Below are 21,380 nucleotides of genomic sequence, written 5' to 3' on the forward strand. Positions count from 1 at the left end.
AATCATTCACGCTCCCGCGAAGGGGGCAAATTCACCCGGTTAGAATGCACGCTGACGGGCCTCCCTGCATGGTGAAGTGGCCAACCGGGTCAGGTGGGGAACCAAGCAGCCCTAACTGCGTAGTCAGTGCCAGGGGTAAGGCTCGTCAACCTAACATTTAGAAGCCGTGAGCTCCCGGAGAGCTCACGCGCTGTGTCCAAGAGTTGCCGCCCCCCCGGACACCTCAACCTCCCAGAACTTCGCGCTGCCATCCATGAACTTGGACATCCGGCCCGCCGACATCAGCGATCTCGAATTACTGGTGCGTCTCGACACCGTGGCCGCGCACGACTCGCGCCGCGCCGCGCAGATCCAACGGTGGATCAAGGACCGCTTCTGCCACGTGATCGAGGTCGATGGCGACATCGCCGCCTACGGCGTCCTGCACCACCACTTCTTCGACTGCGGCTTCATCGAGATGCTGATGGTCGACGAGAAGTTTCGCCGCAGGCGACTCGGCCTGAGGCTCGTCGATCACTTCCAGTCGACCTGCGAACGCCCAAAGCTTTTCACCTCCACGAACCGCTCCAACGGGGCGATGCAATCGCTGCTGAAAGAAGCCGGCTTCAGGGAGAGCGGCCACATCGACAACCTCGATGCGGCCGACCCCGAGCAGGTGTTCTTCTGGCCGTGCGAGCGCTGAGCGGGCCTGCTGCTACAGGCCCAACCGCCGGATCGCGCCGCGCGCCGCAGCCGCCCCGCTGGCCATCGACGCCGTGAGCAGATAGCCACCGGTCGGCGCTTCCCAATCGAGCATTTCTCCTGCCGCGAACACGCCGGGCAGCGCCGTCGCCATCAGCGCCGGGTCGAGCGCGTCGAAGCGCACGCCACCGGCGGTACTGATCGCCTCGTCGAGTGGCCGCGTCGCGACCAGCTTCAGCGGCACCGCCTTGATGGTGGCAGCGAGTTGCACCGGGTCCTGCATCGCCTCCTTGCTCAGCGCTTCATGCAGCACGCCCGCCTTGATGCCTTCGATGCCGAGCCGGCTCTTGAGGTGACTGCTCAACGAGCGCGCGCCGCGTGGGTGCTTCACCGCGGCCAACACCTGTTCCGCACTGCGATCAGGCAACAGGTCCAGCAACAGCGTGGCACTGCCCTGCGAAGCGATCTCGTCGCGCAGCAAGGCCGACGCTGCATAGATCAGGCTGCCTTCGATGCCCGTGGCCGTCGCAACGAACTCACCTTTGCGCGCGAAGCTGCGCCCCTGGCTGTCGGTAAACGAAATCGCCACCGACTTGAACGGCTGCCCCGCAAAGCGGCTGGAAAAATGCGCGCTCCACCCTGCCCCGTCGAAACCGCAGTTGGCAGGCAGCAGCGGTGCGACATCGATGCCGCGCCCTTGCAGCCACGGCGCCCACGCACCATCGGACCCCAGCCGCGCCCAGCTCGCACCGCCGAGCGCCAGCACCACCGCATCCGCCTTCACCGAGGTCTCACCCGTCGGCGTGGCGAACCGCAGCGCGGCCGAATCGAGCGACGCATCGCCCAGCCAGCGATGGCGCATATGAAACTGCACACCCGCCGAACGCAGCCGATGCAGCCACGCGCGCAGCAGCGGCGCAGCCTTCATGTCCGTCGGGAACACGCGCCCTGACGTGCCGACGAAAGTCTCGATGCCGAGACCGGTCGCCCATTCGCGCACTTGCTGCGGGCCGAACTTCGCGAGCATCGGCTCGAGTTGTGCACGGCGTTCGCCGAACCGGCTCATGAACACGTCGAAAGGTTCCGAATGCGTGAGGTTCAGCCCGCCGCGGCCGGCCAGCAGGAACTTGCGGCCCACCGAGGGCATGGCGTCGTAGACGTGCACTTGCGCGCCGGACGCGCCGAGGACTTCGGCCGCCATCAGGCCGGCAGGTCCGCCGCCGATCACGGCGACGGTTGGGGAAAGGGTCATTCGAGGTTTACCAGTTCGCCCTGCCCGGTGAGGAACGCGACGCGTACCGTGGCACCGGGGTAGGCATGTTGCACGGCCGCGCGGTAGCGCTGCATCTGTGCGATCAACGTCGCGTCCCGCTCGGGACGCGCTGCGGATTTGTAGTCGAGGATCCACCAGGCACCGGTCTCGCGCTCGCGCACCAGCCGGTCGATGCGCAATGTCTCGCCTTCATGGACCAGCGTGACTTCGTTGCCATGCCAATCGACCCTGCGATCGTCCCACACCCAGGCTCCCGCGCCCGCGCGGATGCGTTCGGCCAGCGTCGCGGCGCCGCGTGCCTGTTGCGGATCGAGCATGAATTCGCGGGCCGCCGCGCGCACGTGGGCCGAGGGCAGCGTCTCGCCTGGCACCGCCCATTCGAGCAGCCGGTGCATGGCCTCGCCGAAGGCGGCGGCGCGGGCGTCAACGGTGGCATCGGCCGCCTTCCTGGCGGAAGGCTGATCGCCGGCGGCAGTCACGGAAGGCATCTGCTTCATCGAGAAACTGGCTACGCCGGTCTCGGTGGGCAATGCAACCAGCGGCTCGTCGGCCTCGGTTGGCTCGCAGGCCGATTCCAGCCGGGCCCACCAGCTGCCGTCGTTGGCGCGCGCCGGCCGCACCGACGACAGCACCAGTCGCTCGCGCGCTCGCGTGGTCGCGACGTAGAGGCCGTTGAGTTCCTCCCGGTGGCGTGCACGCTGCTCTTCTTCGAGCAGCGAAGCGGCGCAGGCCGGCGGCGTCTTCTCGCTCGCGAGGAACACGAAGCGGGTCGGCGCGCTGTCGCTGCCTTTCCACTCGACCAGCACGCCCATGGTTTGCGCGCGCGGCGGCGCGGCATCGCAATCGAGCATGAGCACCGTGTCGGCTTCCAGGCCCTTGGCGCCGTGCACGGTCAGCAATTGCACGGCATCGGGCGCGGCCACCGACGGCGCGCGCACGCCGCCGGCGCGCAGCGCGCGAACCAGTGCATAGGGCGTGGCGAAGCGCGCGCCTTCGATTTCGAGCGATGCGGACATGAGTCCGCGCAGGTTGGCGAGCGCGCTCTGGCGCATCGCGGCGGGCACAGCGGCGCCGAATTTCGCAAGCACATCGCCATCGTGAAAAATCGCGTCGATGGCGTCGTGCGGCGGCAGAGTCACGAGCCAGCGCTGCCACTTCTTCAGGCTGGCACCCGCCTCGGCCAACACCGGCGGGAGGCCCTCGCCCTTCTGTATCAACGCGAACCAGCTCGACGATGGCTGCTCGCGCTGCCGGAGCGCCAGCTGCACCAGCGCCTCGTCGTCGATGCTGAAAAGCGGCGACTTCAGCGCGCGTGCCAGCGAGAGATCGTGCGCGGGCGACACCAGCGCATCGATCAGCGCGACCATGTCTTGCACCTCGGGCGCATCGTGCAGCTCGTTCTTCTCGGGCTGCTGCACGGGGATGTGGCGCTGGCGCAGCGCGTCCTGCATCGCGGACAAGCGATTGCGCCGGCGCGCCAGCACCATGATCTGCCGCGGCGGTATGCCGTCGGCAATACGCTGTGCCACCCAGCGCGCGGCCTGCTCGCATTCCTTCTGCAGCAGTTGTTCTTCGGGCAGCACGCGCGGCGTGACAAGGCTGTCGCGCCAGTGCAGCATGCCGTCGTCGGCCGGCACTGCCTCGGCCGCGTCGCCGAGCGCATCGCGGTCGATGGCCGGCAGCTTGAGCAGTTCGCCTTCGTCGCCGCGCTCGGTGGTGTGGGCGCGGTAGCCGTCGAACTCACCCGCGTCCTGCGCGGCCAGCATCGCCTGGTTGACCAGCCCGACCACCGCACGCGCGTTGCGGTGCGTGTGGTCGCAATTGAGCAGTTCGCCGTCGAGCCCTTCGCGCACGAACTTCTTGGCGGCAATGAACACCTGCGGCTCGGCGCGGCGGAAGCGGTAGATGCTCTGCTTCGGGTCGCCCACGATGAACACGCGCGGCGCGCTTCCGCCCGCGCCGGTGTAGGCGCTGAGCCAGCCGTAGAGCGCCTGCCACTGCAGCGGGTTGGTGTCCTGGAACTCGTCGATCAGAAGGTGCGCGATGCGGGCATCGAGCCGCTCCTGCACCCAGCCCGACAACGCCGACTGGCCAAGCAGCAGCTGCGCGGCCTGCTCGACGTCGTTCATGTCGACCCAACCGTGCGCGCGCTTGACGTCCGCAAATGCGGCGATCAGCAGGCGCGTGAGCCGCGTCATGCGCTGCTGGTAGAGCCACGCCGCATGCTGGGCCTGCGCGGCGCACAGCACCTGGAGCTCGGCTTCGGCCTCCTGCGCGGCGGGGAATTTCTGCAGGTTCTTGGTGAGACGGTCTTCGCTCGCGACGAAGAAATTCTTTCTCAGGTGCGCGAGCGCCGCGGCGAGCGATTCGGCCGGCGGCTCGCCGACGCCGAAGACATCGATGATGGCCTCGGCGGCTTTCTGCGGCGTCTTGTTGCTCTCCTTGCCGAGTGCGGCAGCGCGGTCGAGCCAGCGGCGGCGGACCGGCTCGCCGCGCAGGGCATCGGTCGGTTCGTCCAGTCCATCGAGAGTCGGGTGGAGGGCACTGAAATGCTGGACGGCGTTTTCGGCATCGGCCAGCGAGAACTCGACGCGTTTGGTCAGCGCTTCGCCCAGCGCCTTGGCCGTCTGCGAGCGGCCATGCGTGGCGACGACGGCGTAGTAGTCGGCCAGCGCATGCTTGTCGGCCGTGACCGCCTCGAAGAAAGGCCGCCAGGTGTGGCCGCGGGCCTCGGCATCGTCTTCGAGCAGTTCGTAGTTGGACGGCAGGCCCAGCTCGCGCAGCACGGCGAGCGGCGCATTGCGCAGCAGGCCTGCGAACCAGGCGTGGAAAGTGCGGAACTGCACCGGGCGGCCGCCTTCGAGCAGGCGCCTGTAGAGGCCCTTCAGTCGCGGCACGGCGGCGAGCGCGGCAGCAGGCTCGACGCCGCGCATCACAAGCTGCTTCACCAGTTCTTCGGGGCTCTCTTCCGCGAATTGCTCGAGCCATTGGTCGAGGCGCTCGCGCATCTCGCCGGCCGCCTTCTTGGTGAAAGTGATCGCGAGGATTTCATGCGGCTCGCAGGCGGAGTCCCCCTCTTCGAGCAGCGCACGCAAGATGCGCGACACCAGCATCCACGTCTTGCCCGCGCCCGCGCAGGCTTCGACGGCCACCGAGCGGCGCGGATCGCAGGCGACGGTGTAGAAGGCCTCGCGCGTGACGTGCCGGCCGTTGTGTTCGTAGGCTGCGCCGTTCATTTCGTATCGCCTCCGACCGCTGGGCCGTCCCAAGGCGGAGGCGTCTCCCCCTCGGGGGGTGGCGAAGCACACGCAGTGGCAAGCCGGGGGGCGTCATCGCCCCAGAAATCTTTCCGGCACAGGCCACGGGCGGCGCAGTAGTCGCAGACAGCGCCCTCGCCCAGCGGCGGCAGCGCCGCGCCCCCGGCGATGCGGGTGAAGTCGCTCATGATGCCGGCCACCAGCGCATCCCTCGCCTCGACCACCGTGGGCTGCTCGACGGTCTGCGTGCCCGAGGACTTCTCGCCTACGTTGACGTAGGCCGCACGCAGGGTGTCATCGGCCACCAGCGCTGCATAGAAGGCGAGCTGCGTGTCCTCGGTCGGGTCTTTCACGCGCTCCTTGGTGACGCTCGCGGACTCGGTCTTGTAGTCGATCACGAAGGCCTGACCGTCGGACGTGCGGTCGACCCGGTCGAGGCGGCCGACGAGGCGCAGATCGCCCAGCGGCTGCTCCTTCCAGGGTTCGGACTCGACGAACACCGCGCCACTGGCCTCGTGCCCCCCGAGCCATTCGAGATAACCGTCGCGCACCGCGGGCCATGCCGCGGCAAAAGGCAGGAACTCGGCGTCGGAGAGACCGTATTCCCGCGTGGCGCGCTGCGCGGCTTCTTCGACAAGCGCCACGCGCTCCTGCGGATCCTGAGTCGGGGTTTCGATCAGCGCCTCGTGGAAATGGCCGAGCAGCGCGTGCAGCCAGTTGCCAAAGTCGCGCTTGTCGACCTCCACGTCGAGCTCGTCGGCGCTGCGCAGCCCCAACTGCCGCAGCGCGAAGAAGCGATAGGGGCAACGGCGGAGGTCTTCGTACACGCTGGTCGAAATGCTCTCCAGCGGGAGCAACGCGCCTGAGGGCGTGGGGTATACGGTCGCCTGTACAGGCACCTCGCGCGCAGGACGCGGATCGACGGAGGGTTGCAGTGCGTGGTCAAGTTGCAATGCCTGCACGAGCGGGCTCGGGCGGACCGGCTCGCCACTCGCATCGGACGCGCGCCAGACCAGTTCGCACCAGGGGTTGTGAAGGGCCGCGGTCCAGGCAGAGCGTTGCGCGGCTTCGAGGGTCTCGCGCGAAGGCAGGCCCAGTTCGAGGCGCTGGACGGCACTCCAGTTGCCGGGCGGTTCGGGCGATGCGGGCAGCCGCCGGTCGTCGCAGCCGGGAATGACCACCGCACCGAATGCGCGGCCGAGCAGTTGATACAGCGGCAGCACGATCACGCGGGGCGCCTGGTCGCCGGTGGGCGGCACGAAGCTCGCGTCTTCGAGCACGTCGCGGACCCAGGCAGTGAACTCGGCCAGCGTGTGGCGGCCGCCGGGAAACTCGTCGGCATCGCCATGCGAATCGGCATCGAGCCACAACGCGGCGATGACCTTGCCGCCCGCCATGTCGTCGGCCAGCGGCGTCCACTGGCCGCTGCCTTCGAGCAGTTCGCGCAATGCGCGCAGCCATTCGGCCACGGGCCTGGACTTCATCATCGATGCGCGGCGCGCTTCGATGGCTTCGGTGTAGGGCAGCAGCGCCAGGTCGTTCGGCTTCTCGCTACGGGCCACGAGGCTGCACCAGGCGGACCAGTCGCGCAGGCCTTCGCGTCGCAGGCGTGCTTCGAGCGCCTGCACAGCCAGCGCATCGCCATCGGCGCCGCTCTTGAGCCATTCGAGCACCTGGTCGCTGGCGGCGTCATGGGCGCAGGCGCGCAGCGCGCTCATCAACGTAGCGGCGGCGCGCGTGGTCGAGAGCTTCCAACCGGTTTCGTCATGCGTGACGACGCCCTGCGCCTTGAGCTGGGCGCTGACGCGGCGCGTGAGTGCGCGGTCGGTGGCGATCAGCGCGACCGGGGCGCGGCCTTCGGCGAGATGACGCAGCACGCAGGCAGCGGCGAGTTCGGCTTCGTCCTCGGGGTCTGCTGCCACATGGGAAGCCGCGGGGTCCACGGGCGTGTTCGCGGGTACCAGCGAGAGATGCAGCGCGTGATCGCCCCACAGGGTGCAGAGCGTCTGGGTGAGCGGATCGGCCTGGAAGCCTTCGAGCACGATCAGTGCATCGACCTGGTTGCGCGTGCTTTCTCGGAGCAGCACGTCTGTTGCGTAGCCCGAGGTCGCGGCCCAGGCGACGGCGATGCGGATCAGCGCGCTTTCGATGCGGAACCACTCCGACTCGCTGCCCGCCTCGGCCACCTGCGCGGCACGCAGGGCCCATTCGCCGACGCGCGCGTCCGGCAACGATGCCGATGCGAGCGGCGCGAGCTGGTAGGCCAGTTCGACGACGCGGCCCGCCAGCGCGAACCGCTCATTGTTGAACCCGGACTGCAACAGCAGCGCCTGGGCCGTGATGAGGTCGCGCGCCATGTCGAATGCGATGTCGTAGCCCGTCGGCAGGAAGCCGCCCGCGCTGCGTGCCCAGTTGTGCGTGGTCTCGAAGCGCGGCACAAAGCCGGCGCTGCCGCAACGCGTCCACATGCCGCGCGCCACGCCCATCAGTTGCGCATACGGCACCAGCACCACGGTGCGCGCCGCATGCAGCTCGCGTTCGGCGAGCGCGCGGACGATCCGCGCGACAACACCGTCGACGGGGTCGCACCACAGAGCGTGGACGGGGTGGCCTTCGTTCATGTTCTATCGAGGGGTTTGAGAGTGCGAGGACGTGATCCGCAAGGCCTTTGGCTATCGCCGTCATAGCGGCTGCGCATGGCACCCCGCCCCTTGGTTTCTGTCACAATGACCTGCACTTTAGCTGCACCGAAACTCTCTGCGCACAAGGACACATCACATGGCCAGCGAACTCATCAAACACATCTCCGATTCCTCTTTCGAAGCCGACGTGCTCAAGTCCAGCCAGCCGGTGCTGGTCGACTACTGGGCCGAATGGTGCGGCCCCTGCAAGATGATCGCCCCGATCCTGGACGAAGTGTCGGCCACCTACGAAGGCAAACTGCAGATCGCCAAGCTGAACGTGGACGAGAACCGCGACATCCCTGCCAAGTTCGGCATTCGCGGCATCCCCACGCTGATGCTGTTCAAGGACGGCCAGCTGGCCGCCACCAAGGTCGGCGCCATGAGCAAGGCGCAACTCACGGCCTTCATCGACCAGCAACTCGCATAAGCGACATTCGATCCGGCCAGCGCGCAATGCGCTTGGCCGGCGCGTTTTTCCTGTCATAATCTCCCACAGATCACCGGCCCTTTCAGGCAACCGGTTCGAGTTCCCCGGTTAGTGCAGCAGTTCTCGCTACACATTCAACCTCCCCCCGTTTTCCGTTTCGATTACCCCGCGAGGGGTCATTCCATGCACTTAAACGAACTCAAGGCACTCCACGTGTCTGAAGTCCTCAAGCAGGCTGAAGCGCTTGAGATCGAAAACGTCGGCCGCATGCGCAAGCAGGAGCTGATGTTCGCGATCATCAAGAAGCGCGCAAAGGCCGGCGAACAGGTTTTCGCCGACGGCGTGCTCGAAATCCTGCCCGACGGCTTCGGCTTCCTGCGCAGCCCCGACACCAGCTTCACCGCCAGCACCGACGACATCTACATCTCGCCGAGCCAGGTGCGCCGCTTCAACCTGCACACCGGCGACATGATCGAAGGCGAAGTGCGCACGCCCAAGGACGGCGAGCGCTACTTCGCGCTGACCAAGCTGGACAAGGTCAACGACGGCCCGCCCGAGCAGAACAAGCACAAGGTGATGTTCGAAAACCTGACGCCGCTGTTCCCCAAGGAGCAGATGAAGCTCGAGCGCGACGGCATCAAGGGCGAAGAGAACATCACGGGCCGCATCATCGACATCATCGCCCCCATCGGCAAAGGCCAGCGCGCCCTGCTCGTGGCGCCGCCCAAGAGCGGCAAGACGGTGATGATGCAGCACATCGCCCACGCGATCAGCGCCAACTATCCCGACGTGCACATGATGGTGCTGCTCGTGGACGAGCGCCCTGAAGAAGTGACCGAAATGCAGCGCACGGTGAAGGGCGAAGTCATCGCTTCGACCTTCGACGAGCCCGCAGCCCGCCACGTGCACGTCGCCGAAATGGTGATCGAGCGCGCCAAGCGCCTGGTCGAACTCAAGAAAGACGTGGTGATCCTGCTGGACTCGATCACGCGTCTGGCCCGCGCCTACAACAACGTCGTGCCCTCTTCGGGCAAGGTGCTGACCGGCGGCGTCGATTCCAACGCGCTGCAGCGCCCCAAGCGCTTCCTGGGCGCCGCGCGCAACGTGGAAGAAGGCGGCTCGCTGACCATCATCGGCACCGCGCTGATCGACACCGGCAGCCGCATGGACGAAGTGATCTTCGAAGAGTTCAAGGGCACCGGCAACTCCGAAATCCACCTGGACCGCCGCCTGTACGAAAAGCGCGTGTTCCCCTCGATCCAGCTCAACCGCAGCGGCACGCGCCGCGAAGAATTGCTGCTGGCCCCCGAGATCCTGCAGAAGACCCGCATCCTGCGTCAGCTCATGTACAACATGGACGAGATCGAGTCGATGGAGCTGATGCTCAAGAACATGAAGGCGACCAAGACCAACGTCGAGTTCTTCGACATGATGCGTCGCGGCGGCTGAGCGCCTCGCTCTCCCGCAAAAGCGCGTCGGCCCTCACAGGCCGACGCGCTTTTTTCATGGGCGCTCGATGCGGATGGCGCGGCCTTCGGCTGCGCTCTGGCGCCCAATGTCGAGCAGTTCCATCAGCGCGACGGCCTGCTCGGGCGGGACAGGGTTCGGACCATTGCCCAGGATCGCGTCGCGGACCGCGGCGTAGTAGTCGACATAGTTGCCGGCCCGCGTCGGCAATGCGCGGAAATGCGGCGCGCCGTCGCTGCCGATCAACGTGAGTTCGCCGTCCAGCGGATCGGCACCCCACCCCTCGGCGGGCGGACGTTGGCCGGCGCGCAACGCATCTTCCTGTGGATCGACGCCGTGCTTGACGTAGCTCCCGCGCGTGCCGTGCACGATGTAGCGCGGCGCCGCGTGGGCGGCGAGCGTCGTGGCGTGGAGCACTACGCGCAGGGGAGCGTGCGGGCCACTCTCGTAGCGCAGTACGGCATGGAAATAGTCCTCGACCAGTGCGCCGTCGCGCAAGGCGGCCGTGTCGAGTTGGAGCGTGTCGGGACGACCGAAGAGCTGCACGGCCTGGTCGACCAGATGAGCGCCCAGGTCCACCCACAGCCCCGATCCCGGCACCGGCTGCTCTCGCCAGCGCTCGCGAACCTCGGGCCGGAAGCGGTCGAAATGCGATTCCAGGTACACCGGCCGCCCCAGTTCGCCGCTAGCGAGAAGCTCCTTCAACGTCAGGTAGTCGGCGTCGAATCGCCTGTTCTGATAGACCGCCAGGACGCGATTGTTGCGCCGGGACAACAGCTCTAGCTCCCTGGCTTCGGCCACATCGAGCGTGAAAGGCTTGTCCACCACGACGTGTTTGCCGGCTTCCAGCGCAGCCTTGGCAACCGGGTGGTGCTGGGCATTGGGCGTGGCGACCACAATGAGGTCGATGTCCGCCCGGGCCACGAGCGCCGCCACGTCCGGCACCACGGCCACGCCAGGCCAGTCCGCGTGGACCTTGTGCGGCTGCGAACTTGCCACGGCCGCCAGTTCGAGCCCCGGAACCGCCGAAAGCACGGGCGCATGGAAGGTCTGGCCGGCGAAACCGTAGCCGACGAGGCCGGCGCGCAACGCTGTGGAAGTCATCTGTGGGCCACTTTTCGCTCAAAACGGCCAGTATGCGATAATCGCCGGCTCCGCGAAAAGTGCAGCCGGGCGTCCTGCCCAGCGATCCCCTCACCCCCGGGACAGCCGCCGACCCAGTCCATTTCGACCGTTGACGCGCTTGTGGCTCTCGCATCGACCGCGCATTGATTCCAACAGCGCAAAAGGAAAAACCATGGCAAAAGAAGGCATCCACCCGAATTACCGCGAAGTTCTGTTCGTCGACATGTCGAACGGCTTCAAGTTCGTGACCCGTTCGTGCGCGAACACCAAGGAAATGGGCAAGACCGACGACGGTCGCGAGCTCCCCCTGTTCAAGCTGGACACCACGAGCGAATCGCACCCGTTCTACACCGGCACGCAGAAGTCGGTCGACAACATGGGCGGCCGCGTCGAGAAGTTCCGCAACCGCTTCGGCAAGACCACCGGCGCTGCTTCGAAGTAAAGCACGCGCTTTGGCGTCGAGGGCAGCCCGGTTTACCGCGCTGCCCTTTTTCATTCCGAATCTCCTTTCGCCCTTTTGAACCAGCCCACTCCCGCGATCGTCGCCCAGAATGCCGTGCGCCGGCTGCCGCGCATCGCGCTGCTGCTGTTGTGTGCGGCCTACCTGCTGCCGGGCCTGGTCGGGCGCGGACCGTGGAAGAGCGCCGACATCACCGCCTTCGGCTACATGGCCGAACTGGCCCGAAGCACCGAAGGCATCGCGCGCTGGTTCGATCCCCTCTTGCTGGGCATGCAGCCCGAGACGCCCGCGCTGGTCCCCTACTGGATCGGCGCGATTGCGATCAAGCTCGCCCCCGCGTGGCTGAACCCCGATCTGGCCGTGCGATTCGTCTTCGCGCTGCTGCTCTGGGGCACCTTCACGGCCACGTGGTACGCCGTCTATTACCTCGCTCGCACGGCACGCGCCCAGCCGGTGGCGTTTGCCTTCGGCGGCGAGGCACGTCCGACCGACTACGCGCGTGCCATCGCCGATGGCGGCCTGCTCGCGCTGATCGCCTGCCTGGGCCTCGCCCAGCTCGGGCATGAAACCACGCCCGCCCTCGCCCAGCTGTACTTCGCCTCACACCTGTTCTACGGCGTGGCCGCACTGCCGTACCGCCGCGCCGGCCCAGCGATCGCACTGGTGATCGGCACGCTCGGCATGACATTGAGCGGTGCCCCCACCGTCGGGCTGGCGCTCGCTGTCGGCAGCGCGCTCTACATCGCCTATGAGCGGCACCTCGTCGCCCAGGCGGGGGCAGATGCAGGTTCCGACGATGGTCCCGGCTACACCCGCGGCGCCCTCTTCACGATGATCGGCGTCACGCTGCTGGCAGCGGCACTGGTGTTCGGCCTCGGCCTGTCGCAATGGAAGATCACGCTGGACGGCAACTCGATCGGCGGCGAAATCCGCAGCCAGGCCAAGCTGCTGCTCTGGTTCACCTGGCCGGTCTGGCCGCTCGCGATCTGGACGCTCTGGCGCTGGCGCCGCCAGCTCACGGCGCGCCATGTCGCGCTGCCGTTCTGGTTCGCACTCGTGCCGCTGGCCGCCACCTGGACCACCGACTACTCCGACCGCTCGCTGCTGCTCGCCCTGCCCGCCTTCGCCACGCTCGCGGCCTTCGCGCTGCCCACCTTCCGGCGCAGCGCCTCGGCGCTCATCGACTGGTTCAACGTGCTTTTCTTCAGCGGCCTGGCCGTGCTGGGCTGGCTCTACTGGATCGCCATGCTGACCGGCGTGCCGCGCAAGCCCGCAGCCAGCGTCGCGCGGCTGGTGCCGGGCTTCGTGGGCGAGTTCTCGCCGATCGCATTCGTGCTCGCGCTGGCCGCGACCATCGCGTGGTGCTGGCTTGTGCGCTGGCGCACCGGGCGCCACCGCGCCGCGCTCTGGAAGACGCTGGTGCTGCCGGCCGGCGGCACCGCGCTTTGCTGGATGCTGCTGATGACGCTCTGGCTGCCGCCCATCGACTACGCGCGCAGCTACCTGCCGCAGGTGCGCGCCGTCGCCGAGCGCGTGGGCCAGCCCAGCTGCATCGCCGAACTGGCACTCAGCCGGCCGCACATCGCGGCGCTGCGCCACCACGGCAACTTCAACCTGCAGCCCCTGCTGCTGGGCACCGACTGCCCCTGGCTGGTGGTGAGCCCCGACACGATCGAGCGGCTGCACACCATCATTCCGCTCGAGAAGTGGCGCTTCAGCGGCACCCTGCGCCGCCCCAGCAGCGCCGCGGACGACCTGCTGCTCTACCAGAAGATCGCGCCCTAAGAAGTCGTGAACGAATCCGTCATGCCCGCTCATCCCCCCAGGCGCACCCGCTCGGCGTTGCAAATGCTCGCCATAGCCCAAGCTATGGCTGCGCTTTGCGCCTTGATCGGGCGTGCCTGGGCAGGCTGCTCGGGCACGCCGAATTCATTCGCGCCTTCTGACCCGTGGCGGGCGAACGGGGACTGATCGCACGCCACGCCGGCACGGTGCTGGTCGGCCAGCTGGCCGTGATGGCCTTCGGCGTGACCGACACCATCATCGCGGGTCGCTATTCGGAGCACGCGCTGGCCGCGCTCTCGGTCGGCGCGGCCATCTTCGTGAGCGTGTATGTCTCGCTGATGGGCGTGCTGCAGGCGCTGCTGCCGGTGTGGGCCGAACTGCACGGCGCGGGCCGCAGCGGCGAGGTGGGCCGCTCGGTGCGGCAATCGCTCTACCTGGCCGGCATCGCCATCGCGGTGGGCATGGTGGCGCTGCTGCTGCCCGGCGGCGCCTTGCGCTGGACTCAGGTGCCGGCGGAGATGCGCAGCGAGGTCGAGGCGTATCTCGCGGTGCTCGCCTTCGCGCTGGCGCCGTCCCTGCTCTTCCGACTCTTCAGCACGCTGAACCAGAGCCTGGGCAAGCCGCAGCTAGTGACCTGGCTGCAACTGGCCTCGCTGGCGGTGAAGCTGCCGCTGTCTATCTGGTTCACCTTCGGCGGCGCGGGCCTGCCGGCAATGGGTCTCGTCGGCTGCGCGTGGGCCACGCTGTGCGTGAACTGGGCGATGCTCGGCTGCGCGGTCTGGTTGCTGCGCAGCAGCGCCTTCTATCGCGGCTATGCGCTTTGGGAACGCATCGAGCCTCCCGACTGGCATCAGATCCGCCAGTTCGCACGGCTGGGTGTTCCTGGCGGCCTGGCGGTGCTGGTGGAAGTGACCTCGTTCACGTTGATGGCGCTGTTCATCGCACGCCTGGGCACCGCGGCGGCGGCGGCGCACCAGATCGCCTCGAACCTGCTGGCGGTGGCGTACATGATGCCGCTCTCGCTCGCCATCGCGACCAGCGCGCGCGTGAGCTTCTGGCTCGGCGCCGGCGATCCCGCGAAAGCCCGGCACGCCTGTCGCCTCGGCTTCGAGCTGGCCATGCTGTGCGCCTTCGTCTATGCGGGCGCCATGGTCATGCTCCGCCACGAGCTCGCCAATGTGTATTCGGACAATCCGGCCGTGATCGCGCTGGCCGCCTTGCTGCTGCCCGTCGTCGCGCTCTATCACGTCGCCGATGCCCTGCAGACGCTGTGCGTGTTCGTGCTGCGCTGCTACCGCGTGACGCTGGCGCCACTGGTCATCTACTGCGCGATGCTCTGGGGTCTCGGCCTCGGCGGGAGCTACCTGCTGGCCTACCGCGGCCTCGGGCCATGGCCGGCGATGCAATCGCCGATGGCGTTCTGGATCATGAGCGCCGGCGCACTGGTGTTCACGGGCCTGCTGTTCAGCGCACTGCTGCGCTGGACGATGCACAAGCGGGCCGGCTGAAGAACACTGGCCCTCTGCGCAAGCTCACTTCGCCAGCACGCGCGCCTCGCGCACCCGCGTGGCCGGGAACACCAGCGCGAACCGGCTCCCCTTGCCCACCGTGCTCTCGATGCGCAATTCGGCGCCATGCCGCTGTGCGATGTGCTTGACGATCGCGAGGCCGAGCCCGGTGCCGCCGGTCTCGCGCGAACGGCTGCGGTCGATGCGGTAGAAGCGCTCGGTGAGGCGCGGAATGTGCTCGGCGGCAATGCCGGGGCCGGTGTCCTTCACCGCGTATTCGCCGCGTCCGTCGGGCAGCACCCGCCAGCTCACCGCCACCTCGCCACCGCCGGGCGTGTAGCGGATCGCGTTGCTCAGCAGGTTCGACATCGCGCTCTGCAATTCGGTCGGCGCGCCCGATATCTCGGACTCGGCATCGATGGTGAACGAGAGCCGATGGCCCAGCGGCGCAAGCCGGCCCGACAAGCCGCGTCCCTCGTCCTCGCACTGCGCCAGCAGGGCGCGGATGCGGATCCACTGGTTGCCCGAAGGCGATGCGCTGCCCTCCAGGCGCGACAGCGTCAGCAGGTCGTTCACCAGCGTTTCCATGCGGTGCGACTGCTGGCTCATCAGCGAGAGATAGCGCGTGCGCTCGTCCGCATCGAGCGGCAGGTTCTGCAGCGTTTCGACAAAACCCGCCAGCACCGTGAGCGGCGTGCGGATCTCGTGCGACACATTCGCCACGAAATCGCGCCGCATCGCCTCGGCCTGCTCCAGCGCCGTGATGTCGCGCGTGAGCAGCATGCGGCGGTTGCCCGCGTAGGGATGCACCTGCACCGACAGCCGCACCGGGTGGCTGCGCTGGTGCGTGTGGCCTGGGCCTGAGGCGTCGATGACGACGTCGCGGCTGTAGTTCCAGGACGCCAGATAGGCCACGAAGGCCGGATCGCGCACGAGATTGGCCAGGTGCTGCAGCAGGTCGCGCTCGGCATCGATGCCGAACTGGCCGGCGGCCGTCTGGTTGCACCATTCGATGCGGCCCTGCTCGTCGAGCAGGATCACGCCGTTGGGAGACGCCTGGATGGCGGCCAGAAACTCCTGCAGCCGGTCTACGGCCTGTCGGGTCTGCTGCTCGCGGTCGCGCAGCAGCTTGCGGATGCGTTCGGCCAGTTCGCCCCAGACACCGGGGCCCCGGGTCGGCAGGCCGGCGGCGTCGTTGCGCAGCACCTGCAGCAGCCGCTCGGCGCGCCAGGCATCGAGCCCGAGCCACAGCACTGCGCCCAGCCAGGCCCCCAGCCAGCCGAAATGCCAGCCAAAAATGCCGACAGCGCCCGCACCTATTGCAAGGGACGCTATTAAAAAAGTAGCAATTCGGAAAGGCATGGCGGGCGATTATCCGCGCCCGCGGCCAAGGGACGCCACGGTGTTCAAACCGTGACTTGGGCCGTCAGGCGGTAGCCTGCTCCCCGGACGGTTTCGACCATCGGTGCGGCCGCGCCCAACGATTCGCGCAGGCGCTTGACGTGCACGTCGACCGTACGTTCCTCGATGTAGACGTGGTCGCCCCACACCTTGTCGAGCAGCTGCGCCCGGCTGTGCACGCGCTCGGCGTGCTGCATCAGGTAGGCCAGCAGCTTGAACTCGGTCGGGCCGACCTTGAGCGCGGCGCCCTGCCAGGTCACGCGATGCGTGGAGGTGTCGAGCGCCAGTTCGCCGATTTCCACGCGCTCGGTCACCACTTCGGGCGCGCGGCGGCGCAGAACCGCACGGATGCGGGCCAGCATTTCCTGCGTGGAGAACGGCTTGGTGATGTAGTCGTCCGCGCCGGCATCCAGGCCTGCGACCTTGTCGGGCTCGTCGCCGCGCGCGGTCAGCATCAGGATCGGGACAGCCTTGGTGCGCGGGTCCTTGCGCCACTGGCGCGCAAGCTGCAGGCCGCTCTGGCCCGGCAGCATCCAGTCGAGCAGGATCAGGTCGGGCAGGAAGGCGTCGATTTCGCGTTGCGCCGCGGCACCGTCTTCCGACCAGATCGGCTCGAAGCCGTTGTGGCGCAGGTTGACGGCGATCAGCTCGGCGATCGAGGACTCGTCTTCGACGATCAGGACTCGGGGTTTTTTCATGCTTTCTTGAGAGAGTCTTGCTCTCCGTTATTGCAGCGCCGATTCGATCTCCTGCATCGAAGTGTGCCGCACATCGGCGCCCTTGACGATGTAGATGATGAACTCGGCGATGTTCTTGGCGTGGTCGCCAATGCGCTCGATGGCCTTGGCCAGGAACAGCAGGTCCAGGCTGGCCGAGATGGTGCGCGGGTCTTCCATCATGTAGGTGACCAGCTTGCGCACGAACCCGTCGAACTCCTTGTCGATCAGGTCGTCGTCCTTCAGGATCGACAGCGCCGCTGCCGTGTCCAGGCGCGCAAAGGCGTCCAGCGCGGTGCGCAGCAGGCCCGAGGCCAGGTCGGCCGCGATGCGCAGCTCGGTCGTGGGCAGCTGGCGGGCCGAACCGCTCTCGATGATCGACTTGACCATGCGCGCGATCTTGTTGGCCTCGTCGCCCACGCGCTCCAGGTTGGCGGTGGTCTTGCTGATGGCGATCAGGAGGCGCAGGTCGCGTGCGGTCGGCTGGCGGCGCGCGATGATCGACGAGAGCTCGCGGTCGATGTCGATTTCCATCGCATTGACGCGGTGCTCGGTTTCCATCACGCGGTCGGCCGCCTCGGCGTCGAACTGCAGCAGGGCGTACACCGCCTGGTGGATCTGCGACTCGACCATGCCGCCGAGCTCCATCACGCGCGACGAGACGCCGTTGAGTTCGCTGTCGAACTGGCTGGAAAGATGTTTCTCGCTCATGGTGTTGTCTCCTTAGCCGAAACGGCCGGTGATGTAGTCCTCGGTCTCCTTGCGCTGCGGCTTGAAGAACATCTGCTCCGTCGCGCCGAACTCGATCAGGTCGCCCAGATACATATAGGCGGTGTAGTCGCTGCAGCGGGCGGCCTGCTGCATGTTGTGCGTCACGATGACCACGGTGTACTCGTTTTTCAGCTCGGCGATCAACTCTTCGATCTTCGCGGTCGAGATCGGGTCGAGGGCGGAGCACGGCTCGTCGAGCAGCAGCACTTCGGGCTTGATCGCGATGCCACGCGCAATGCACAGGCGTTGCTGCTGGCCGCCGGAGAGGCCCGAGCCGCTTTGCTGCAGCTTGTCGCGCACTTCGGTCCAGAGGGCGGCCTTCTTCAGGGCCCACTCGACCCGGTCGTCCATCTCGCTGGCCGAGAGGTTCTCGAACAGCTTCACGCCGAAGGCGATGTTGTCGTAGATCGACATCGGGAACGGCGTGGGCTTCTGGAACACCATGCCGACCTTGGCGCGGATGAGCGCCACGTCCTGCTTGGAGGTGAGGAGGTTCTCGCCATCCAGGGCGATCGTGCCTTCGGCGCGCTGCTCGGGATAGAGCTCGAACATGCGGTTGAAGGTGCGCAGCAAGGTCGACTTGCCGCAGCCCGACGGGCCGATGAAGGCCGTGACCTTGTTCTCGGGAATCTCGAGGTTGATGCCCTTGAGCGCGTGGAATTTGCCGTAGTAGAAGTTCAGGTCCTTGACCGAGATCTTCGAGCGCGACGGTTGTGCGACGGTATTTGGCATTGCGAGCTTCTTCTTCAGTCAGTGTTTGGTGCGCGTGAGGACCCGCGCCAGGATATTGAGGGCGAGCACGGCGACGGTGATCAGGAACACGCCGGCCCAGGCCAGCTGTTGCCAGTTCTCGTACGGGCTCATCGCGAACTTGAAAATCGTGACCGGCAGGCTGGCCATGGGCTGGCTCACGTCGGCGGTCCAGAACTGGTTGTTCAGCGCGGTGAAGAGCAGCGGCGCGGTTTCACCCGCGATGCGCGCCACGGCCAGCAGGATGCCCGTGACCACACCGGCGCGCGCGGCGCGCAGCGTGATGCTGATGATGACCTTCCACTTCGGCGTGCCCAGCGCGTAGGCCGCTTCGCGCAGACCCGGCGGCACCAGTTGCAGCATGTTCTCGGTGGTGCGGATCACCACCGGAATCACGATCAGCGCGAGCGCCAGCGCACCGGCCAGGCCCGAGAAGGTCTTGAAGTAGGCCACCACCACGGCGTAGACGAACAGGCCGATCACGATCGAGGGCGCCGACAAGAGGATGTCGTTCACGAAGCGCGTGACTGAGGCGAGCCAGCCCTTGGGGTTGTACTCGGCCAGGTAGATGCCGGCCATGATGCCGATCGGCGTACCCACGAAGGTGGCGAGCATCACCATCACGAAGGAGCCGAAGATCGCGTTGGCGATGCCGCCCACTTCGTTCGGCGGCGGCGTCATCTCGGTGAAGGTGGCGATGGCGAGGCCACCGATGCCCAGGCGCAGCGTTTCCCAGAGGATCCACACGAGCCAGAACACCCCGAACACCATCGCGGCGAGCGACAGCGTGAGCGCGATCTTGTTGACGCGGTTGCGCGAAGCGAACTTGGCCTGGCGCGTCTCCGCGAGCGTCTTGGCGTTGATGAGGTCTTGCGCTGTACTCACGACTTGGTCCCTTCGCTCTTCTTCATCTTGGCCAGCAGGATCTTGGAAAGCGTCAGCACGACGAAGGTGATGAAGAACAGCACGAGGCCCAGATACATCAGCGCCGCCTGGTGCAGGCCTGCGCCGGCTTCGGCGAATTCGTTGGCCAGGGCCGAGGTGATGCTGTTGGCAGCCTCGAACACCGACAGCGAGTTGAGCTGGTTCATGTTGCCGATCACGAACGTGACCGCCATCGTTTCACCCAGCGCCCGGCCGAGGCCGAGCATGATGCCGCCGATCACACCCGCCTTGGTGTAAGGCAGCACGACCTTGGAGACGACCTCCCAGGTGGTGGAGCCCAGGCCGTAGGCCGACTCTTTCAGGAGCGGCGGCGTCACCTCGAACACGTCGCGCATCACCGAGGCGATGAACGGGATGATCATGATCGCGAGGATGATGCCGGCCGACAGGATGCCGATGCCCACGGGCGGGCCGGACACCAGGGCGCCGAGGTACGGCACGCCGGCGAGCAGCTTCTGCAGCGGCTGCTGCACCCAGGTCGAGAGGATCGGGCCGAACACCAGCAGGCCCCACATGCCGTACACGATGGACGGCACGGCGGCGAGCAATTCGATGGCCGTGCCCAGCGGGCGCTTGAGCCAGTTGGGCGACAGCTCCGTCAGAAAGAGGGCAATGCCGAAGCTCACCGGCACCGCGATCACCAGGGCGATGAACGAGGTGGCCAGCGTGCCGTAGATCATCACGAGGCCGCCGTACTCGTTCTGCACCGGGTCCCACACGCTGTTGGTGAGGAAGCCGAGGCCGTACTTCGAGATGGCGGGCCATGCGCCGGCGACGAGCGACACCAGGATGCCGATCAGCATCGCAAGCGTCAGGAGCGCGGCGCCCTTGGCGGCCCAGCCGAACAGGCGATCGGCCATCGGGCCGGAACGCGGCGCCTTCACCGGCGGTGGAAGCGCAGTGGCGCGGCCACGGTCGGCCGCGAGGTCGTACGTGGCGGCAGCAGGAAGAGTGGATGACACGGGTCGCTCCGGCAAAGACGAAAGCGGCGCGTCCTCGAGCGAAGTGCTGCTCATGGATGCGCCGTTCTGGACTGGTGGGTGGGTTGCTTACTTGAACGCGACGGGCTTGCCCGATGCGTCCTTCACTTCACCCCACGACTTGGCGATGGTGGCCTTCACAGCGTCGGGCATCGGCACGTAGTCGAGGTCGTCGGCGGTCTTGTCGCCACCCTTGTAGGCCCAGTCGAAGAACTTGAGCACGGTGGTCGCGTTGGCGGGCTTGTCCTGCACCTTGTGCAGCAGGATGAAGGTGGCGCCGGTGATGGGCCATGCGCCCTTGTCGGCCTGGTTGGTCAGCACCTGGTAGAAGCTCTTGTTCCAGTCGGCAGCGGCGGCGGCGGCCTTGAAGGCGCTGTCGTCGGGCGAGACGAAGTTGCCGGCGGCGTTCTGCAGCTGGGCATAGGTCATCTTGTTCTGCTTGACGTAGGCGTACTCGACGTAGCCGATCGAGTTGGGCAGGCGGTTCACGAAAGCGGCGACGCCTTCGTTGCCCTTGCCGCCCGCGCCGGTGGGCCAGTTCACGGCCGTGCCTTCGCCGACCTTCGACTTCCACTCTGCATTGACCTTGCTCAGGTAGTTGGTGAACAGGAAGCTGGTGCCCGAACCGTCGGCGCGGCGAACCGGGGCGATGGCGGCGTCAGGCAGGGCGAGCGAACCGTTCAGCGCCTTGATGGCGGGGTCGTTCCACTTGGTGATCTTGCCCAGGTAGATGTCACCCAGGACCTGGCCGTTGAGCTTCAGCTCGCCCGGCTTGATGCCGGTGATGTTCACCACGGGGATCACGCCGCCGATGACGGTAGGGAACTGCATCAGGCCCTTGGCCTGGAGTTCGTCGTCCTTCAGGGGAGCGTCCGAGGCACCGAAATCGACGGTCTTGGCTTCGATCTGCTTCAAGCCAGCGCCCGAACCGACCGACTGGTAGTTGATCTTGACGCCGGTGGCCTTGTTGAAGTCCGAAGCCCACTTGGCATACAGCGGTGCGGGGAAGCTGGCGCCGGCACCGGTCACGTCTTGTGCGAGGGCGGGAATGGAGAACAGCGCGGCCACGAGACCGGCGGTTGCAAATTTGAACGTCGTTTTCATGAAGCTTCCTTTTAGAAGTAAGAAGTAGTCCCTTTCGGGCTTGGGA

17 protein-coding genes and 1 other RNA gene are annotated in these 21,380 nt (G+C 67.0%); 7 read left to right on the forward strand and 11 right to left on the reverse strand.

Annotation, left to right across the window (positions count from 1 at the left end; all coding sequences use genetic code 11):
* Positions 1-53: 53 nt before the first annotated feature.
* Positions 54-150: signal recognition particle sRNA small type (gene ffs, locus J2W23_RS25590), an RNA gene on the forward strand.
* A gap of 103 nt (positions 151-253) precedes the next feature.
* Positions 254-682 carry a GNAT family N-acetyltransferase gene (locus tag J2W23_RS25595; RefSeq protein WP_307650740.1) on the forward strand — a complete coding sequence of 143 codons (429 nt, stop codon included), beginning with the start codon at positions 254-256 and terminating at the stop codon, positions 680-682.
* A gap of 12 nt (positions 683-694) precedes the next feature.
* Here J2W23_RS25595 and J2W23_RS25600 read toward each other — a convergent pair whose 3' ends face one another.
* The 3 genes from J2W23_RS25600 to J2W23_RS25610 are packed head-to-tail and all read right to left on the reverse strand — an operon-like array spanning position 695 to position 7,832.
* Complete coding sequence (locus J2W23_RS25600; protein WP_307650741.1) at positions 695-1,933, reverse strand: TIGR03862 family flavoprotein; 1,239 nt, start codon at positions 1,931-1,933, stop codon at positions 695-697.
* Positions 1,930-5,190, reverse strand: coding sequence for a UvrD-helicase domain-containing protein (locus J2W23_RS25605; protein ID WP_307650742.1), 3,261 nt, complete (start codon positions 5,188-5,190; stop codon positions 1,930-1,932). The genes J2W23_RS25600 and J2W23_RS25605 overlap by 4 nt, the downstream gene beginning before the upstream one ends.
* Positions 5,187-7,832, reverse strand: coding sequence for a PD-(D/E)XK nuclease family protein (locus J2W23_RS25610; RefSeq protein ID WP_307650743.1), 2,646 nt, complete (start codon positions 7,830-7,832; stop codon positions 5,187-5,189). The genes J2W23_RS25605 and J2W23_RS25610 overlap by 4 nt, the downstream gene beginning before the upstream one ends.
* A gap of 157 nt (positions 7,833-7,989) precedes the next feature.
* Between J2W23_RS25610 and trxA the strand changes: the two genes are divergently transcribed.
* Complete coding sequence (gene trxA / locus J2W23_RS25615; RefSeq protein WP_042578306.1) at positions 7,990-8,322, forward strand: thioredoxin TrxA; 333 nt, start codon at positions 7,990-7,992, stop codon at positions 8,320-8,322.
* A 183-nt stretch (positions 8,323-8,505) separates the two neighbouring features.
* Positions 8,506-9,771 (forward strand): transcription termination factor Rho, encoded by a 1,266-nt coding sequence (gene rho / locus J2W23_RS25620; RefSeq protein WP_081266259.1) that lies wholly within the window; start codon positions 8,506-8,508, stop codon positions 9,769-9,771.
* A gap of 54 nt (positions 9,772-9,825) precedes the next feature.
* On the opposite strand, the gene J2W23_RS25625 is transcribed toward rho, so the two are convergent.
* Positions 9,826-10,893 carry an oxidoreductase gene (locus J2W23_RS25625; protein ID WP_307650745.1) on the reverse strand — a complete coding sequence of 356 codons (1,068 nt, stop codon included), beginning with the start codon at positions 10,891-10,893 and terminating at the stop codon, positions 9,826-9,828.
* 193 nt (positions 10,894-11,086) lie between these two features.
* On the opposite strand from J2W23_RS25625, the gene J2W23_RS25630 reads away from it, so the two are divergent.
* From J2W23_RS25630 to J2W23_RS25640, 3 genes are all read left to right on the forward strand, one after another.
* Positions 11,087-11,356: a type B 50S ribosomal protein L31 gene (locus tag J2W23_RS25630; protein WP_019653042.1), complete on the forward strand. Its 270-nt coding sequence runs from the start codon at positions 11,087-11,089 to the stop codon at positions 11,354-11,356.
* Between the two features lie 75 nt (positions 11,357-11,431).
* The gene (locus J2W23_RS25635; protein WP_307650746.1) at positions 11,432-13,159 is read left to right on the forward strand and encodes a hypothetical protein; all 1,728 of its coding nucleotides are present in this window, start codon (positions 11,432-11,434) and stop codon (positions 13,157-13,159) included.
* Between the two features lie 164 nt (positions 13,160-13,323).
* Positions 13,324-14,667 carry an MATE family efflux transporter gene (locus tag J2W23_RS25640; protein WP_307650747.1) on the forward strand — a complete coding sequence of 448 codons (1,344 nt, stop codon included), beginning with the start codon at positions 13,324-13,326 and terminating at the stop codon, positions 14,665-14,667.
* A 24-nt stretch (positions 14,668-14,691) separates the two neighbouring features.
* On the opposite strand, the gene phoR is transcribed toward J2W23_RS25640, so the two are convergent.
* Genes phoR through pstS form a run of 7 tightly spaced genes read right to left on the reverse strand, consistent with a single transcriptional unit; the run spans position 14,692 to position 21,334 of the window.
* Positions 14,692-16,029 carry a phosphate regulon sensor histidine kinase PhoR gene (phoR, locus tag J2W23_RS25645; RefSeq protein ID WP_307650748.1) on the reverse strand — a complete coding sequence of 446 codons (1,338 nt, stop codon included), beginning with the start codon at positions 16,027-16,029 and terminating at the stop codon, positions 14,692-14,694.
* A gap of 44 nt (positions 16,030-16,073) precedes the next feature.
* Entirely contained in the window at positions 16,074-16,766 is a 693-nt protein-coding gene (phoB, locus tag J2W23_RS25650) for a phosphate regulon transcriptional regulator PhoB (RefSeq protein WP_042578302.1), read from the reverse strand.
* Positions 16,767-16,793: 27 nt separating this feature from the next.
* A complete protein-coding gene (gene phoU, locus J2W23_RS25655) occupies positions 16,794-17,495 on the reverse strand; it encodes a phosphate signaling complex protein PhoU (protein WP_176657040.1) in 702 nt (233 codons plus the stop codon).
* Positions 17,496-17,507: 12 nt separating this feature from the next.
* Positions 17,508-18,287, reverse strand: coding sequence for a phosphate ABC transporter ATP-binding protein PstB (gene pstB, locus J2W23_RS25660; RefSeq protein WP_021007056.1), 780 nt, complete (start codon positions 18,285-18,287; stop codon positions 17,508-17,510).
* A gap of 18 nt (positions 18,288-18,305) precedes the next feature.
* On the reverse strand, positions 18,306-19,190 hold the full coding sequence (gene pstA / locus J2W23_RS25665; protein ID WP_307650749.1) for a phosphate ABC transporter permease PstA: 885 nt from the start codon (positions 19,188-19,190) through the stop codon (positions 18,306-18,308).
* Positions 19,187-20,266, reverse strand: coding sequence for a phosphate ABC transporter permease subunit PstC (gene pstC, locus J2W23_RS25670; protein ID WP_176657038.1), 1,080 nt, complete (start codon positions 20,264-20,266; stop codon positions 19,187-19,189). Before pstC ends, pstA begins: the two co-directional genes overlap by 4 nt.
* A 33-nt stretch (positions 20,267-20,299) precedes the next feature.
* Complete coding sequence (gene pstS / locus J2W23_RS25675) at positions 20,300-21,334, reverse strand: phosphate ABC transporter substrate-binding protein PstS (protein ID WP_176657037.1); 1,035 nt, start codon at positions 21,332-21,334, stop codon at positions 20,300-20,302.
* Positions 21,335-21,380: the final 46 nt, after the last annotated feature.

This window comes from Variovorax boronicumulans (assembly GCF_030812215.1).
Taxonomy (GTDB): domain Bacteria; phylum Pseudomonadota; class Gammaproteobacteria; order Burkholderiales; family Burkholderiaceae_C; genus Variovorax; species Variovorax boronicumulans_C.

Bases quoted from the DNA above. Each gene is read 5' to 3' on its own strand.
- J2W23_RS25595 (WP_307650740.1), top strand. From the start codon at position 254: ATGAACTTGGACATCCGGCCCGCCGACATCAGCGATCTCGAATTACTG.
- J2W23_RS25600 (WP_307650741.1), bottom strand. From the start codon at position 1,933: ATGACCCTTTCCCCAACCGTCGCCGTGATCGGCGGCGGACCTGCCGGC.
- J2W23_RS25605 (WP_307650742.1), bottom strand. From the start codon at position 5,190: ATGAACGGCGCAGCCTACGAACACAACGGCCGGCACGTCACGCGCGAG.
- J2W23_RS25610 (WP_307650743.1), bottom strand. From the start codon at position 7,832: ATGAACGAAGGCCACCCCGTCCACGCTCTGTGGTGCGACCCCGTCGAC.
- trxA (WP_042578306.1), top strand. From the start codon at position 7,990: ATGGCCAGCGAACTCATCAAACACATCTCCGATTCCTCTTTCGAAGCC.
- rho (WP_081266259.1), top strand. From the start codon at position 8,506: ATGCACTTAAACGAACTCAAGGCACTCCACGTGTCTGAAGTCCTCAAG.
- J2W23_RS25625 (WP_307650745.1), bottom strand. From the start codon at position 10,893: ATGACTTCCACAGCGTTGCGCGCCGGCCTCGTCGGCTACGGTTTCGCC.
- J2W23_RS25630 (WP_019653042.1), top strand. From the start codon at position 11,087: ATGGCAAAAGAAGGCATCCACCCGAATTACCGCGAAGTTCTGTTCGTC.
- phoR (WP_307650748.1), bottom strand. From the start codon at position 16,029: ATGCCTTTCCGAATTGCTACTTTTTTAATAGCGTCCCTTGCAATAGGT.
- phoB (WP_042578302.1), bottom strand. From the start codon at position 16,766: ATGAAAAAACCCCGAGTCCTGATCGTCGAAGACGAGTCCTCGATCGCC.
- phoU (WP_176657040.1), bottom strand. From the start codon at position 17,495: ATGAGCGAGAAACATCTTTCCAGCCAGTTCGACAGCGAACTCAACGGC.
- pstB (WP_021007056.1), bottom strand. From the start codon at position 18,287: ATGCCAAATACCGTCGCACAACCGTCGCGCTCGAAGATCTCGGTCAAG.
- pstC (WP_176657038.1), bottom strand. From the start codon at position 20,266: ATGAGCAGCACTTCGCTCGAGGACGCGCCGCTTTCGTCTTTGCCGGAG.
- pstS (WP_176657037.1), bottom strand. From the start codon at position 21,334: ATGAAAACGACGTTCAAATTTGCAACCGCCGGTCTCGTGGCCGCGCTG.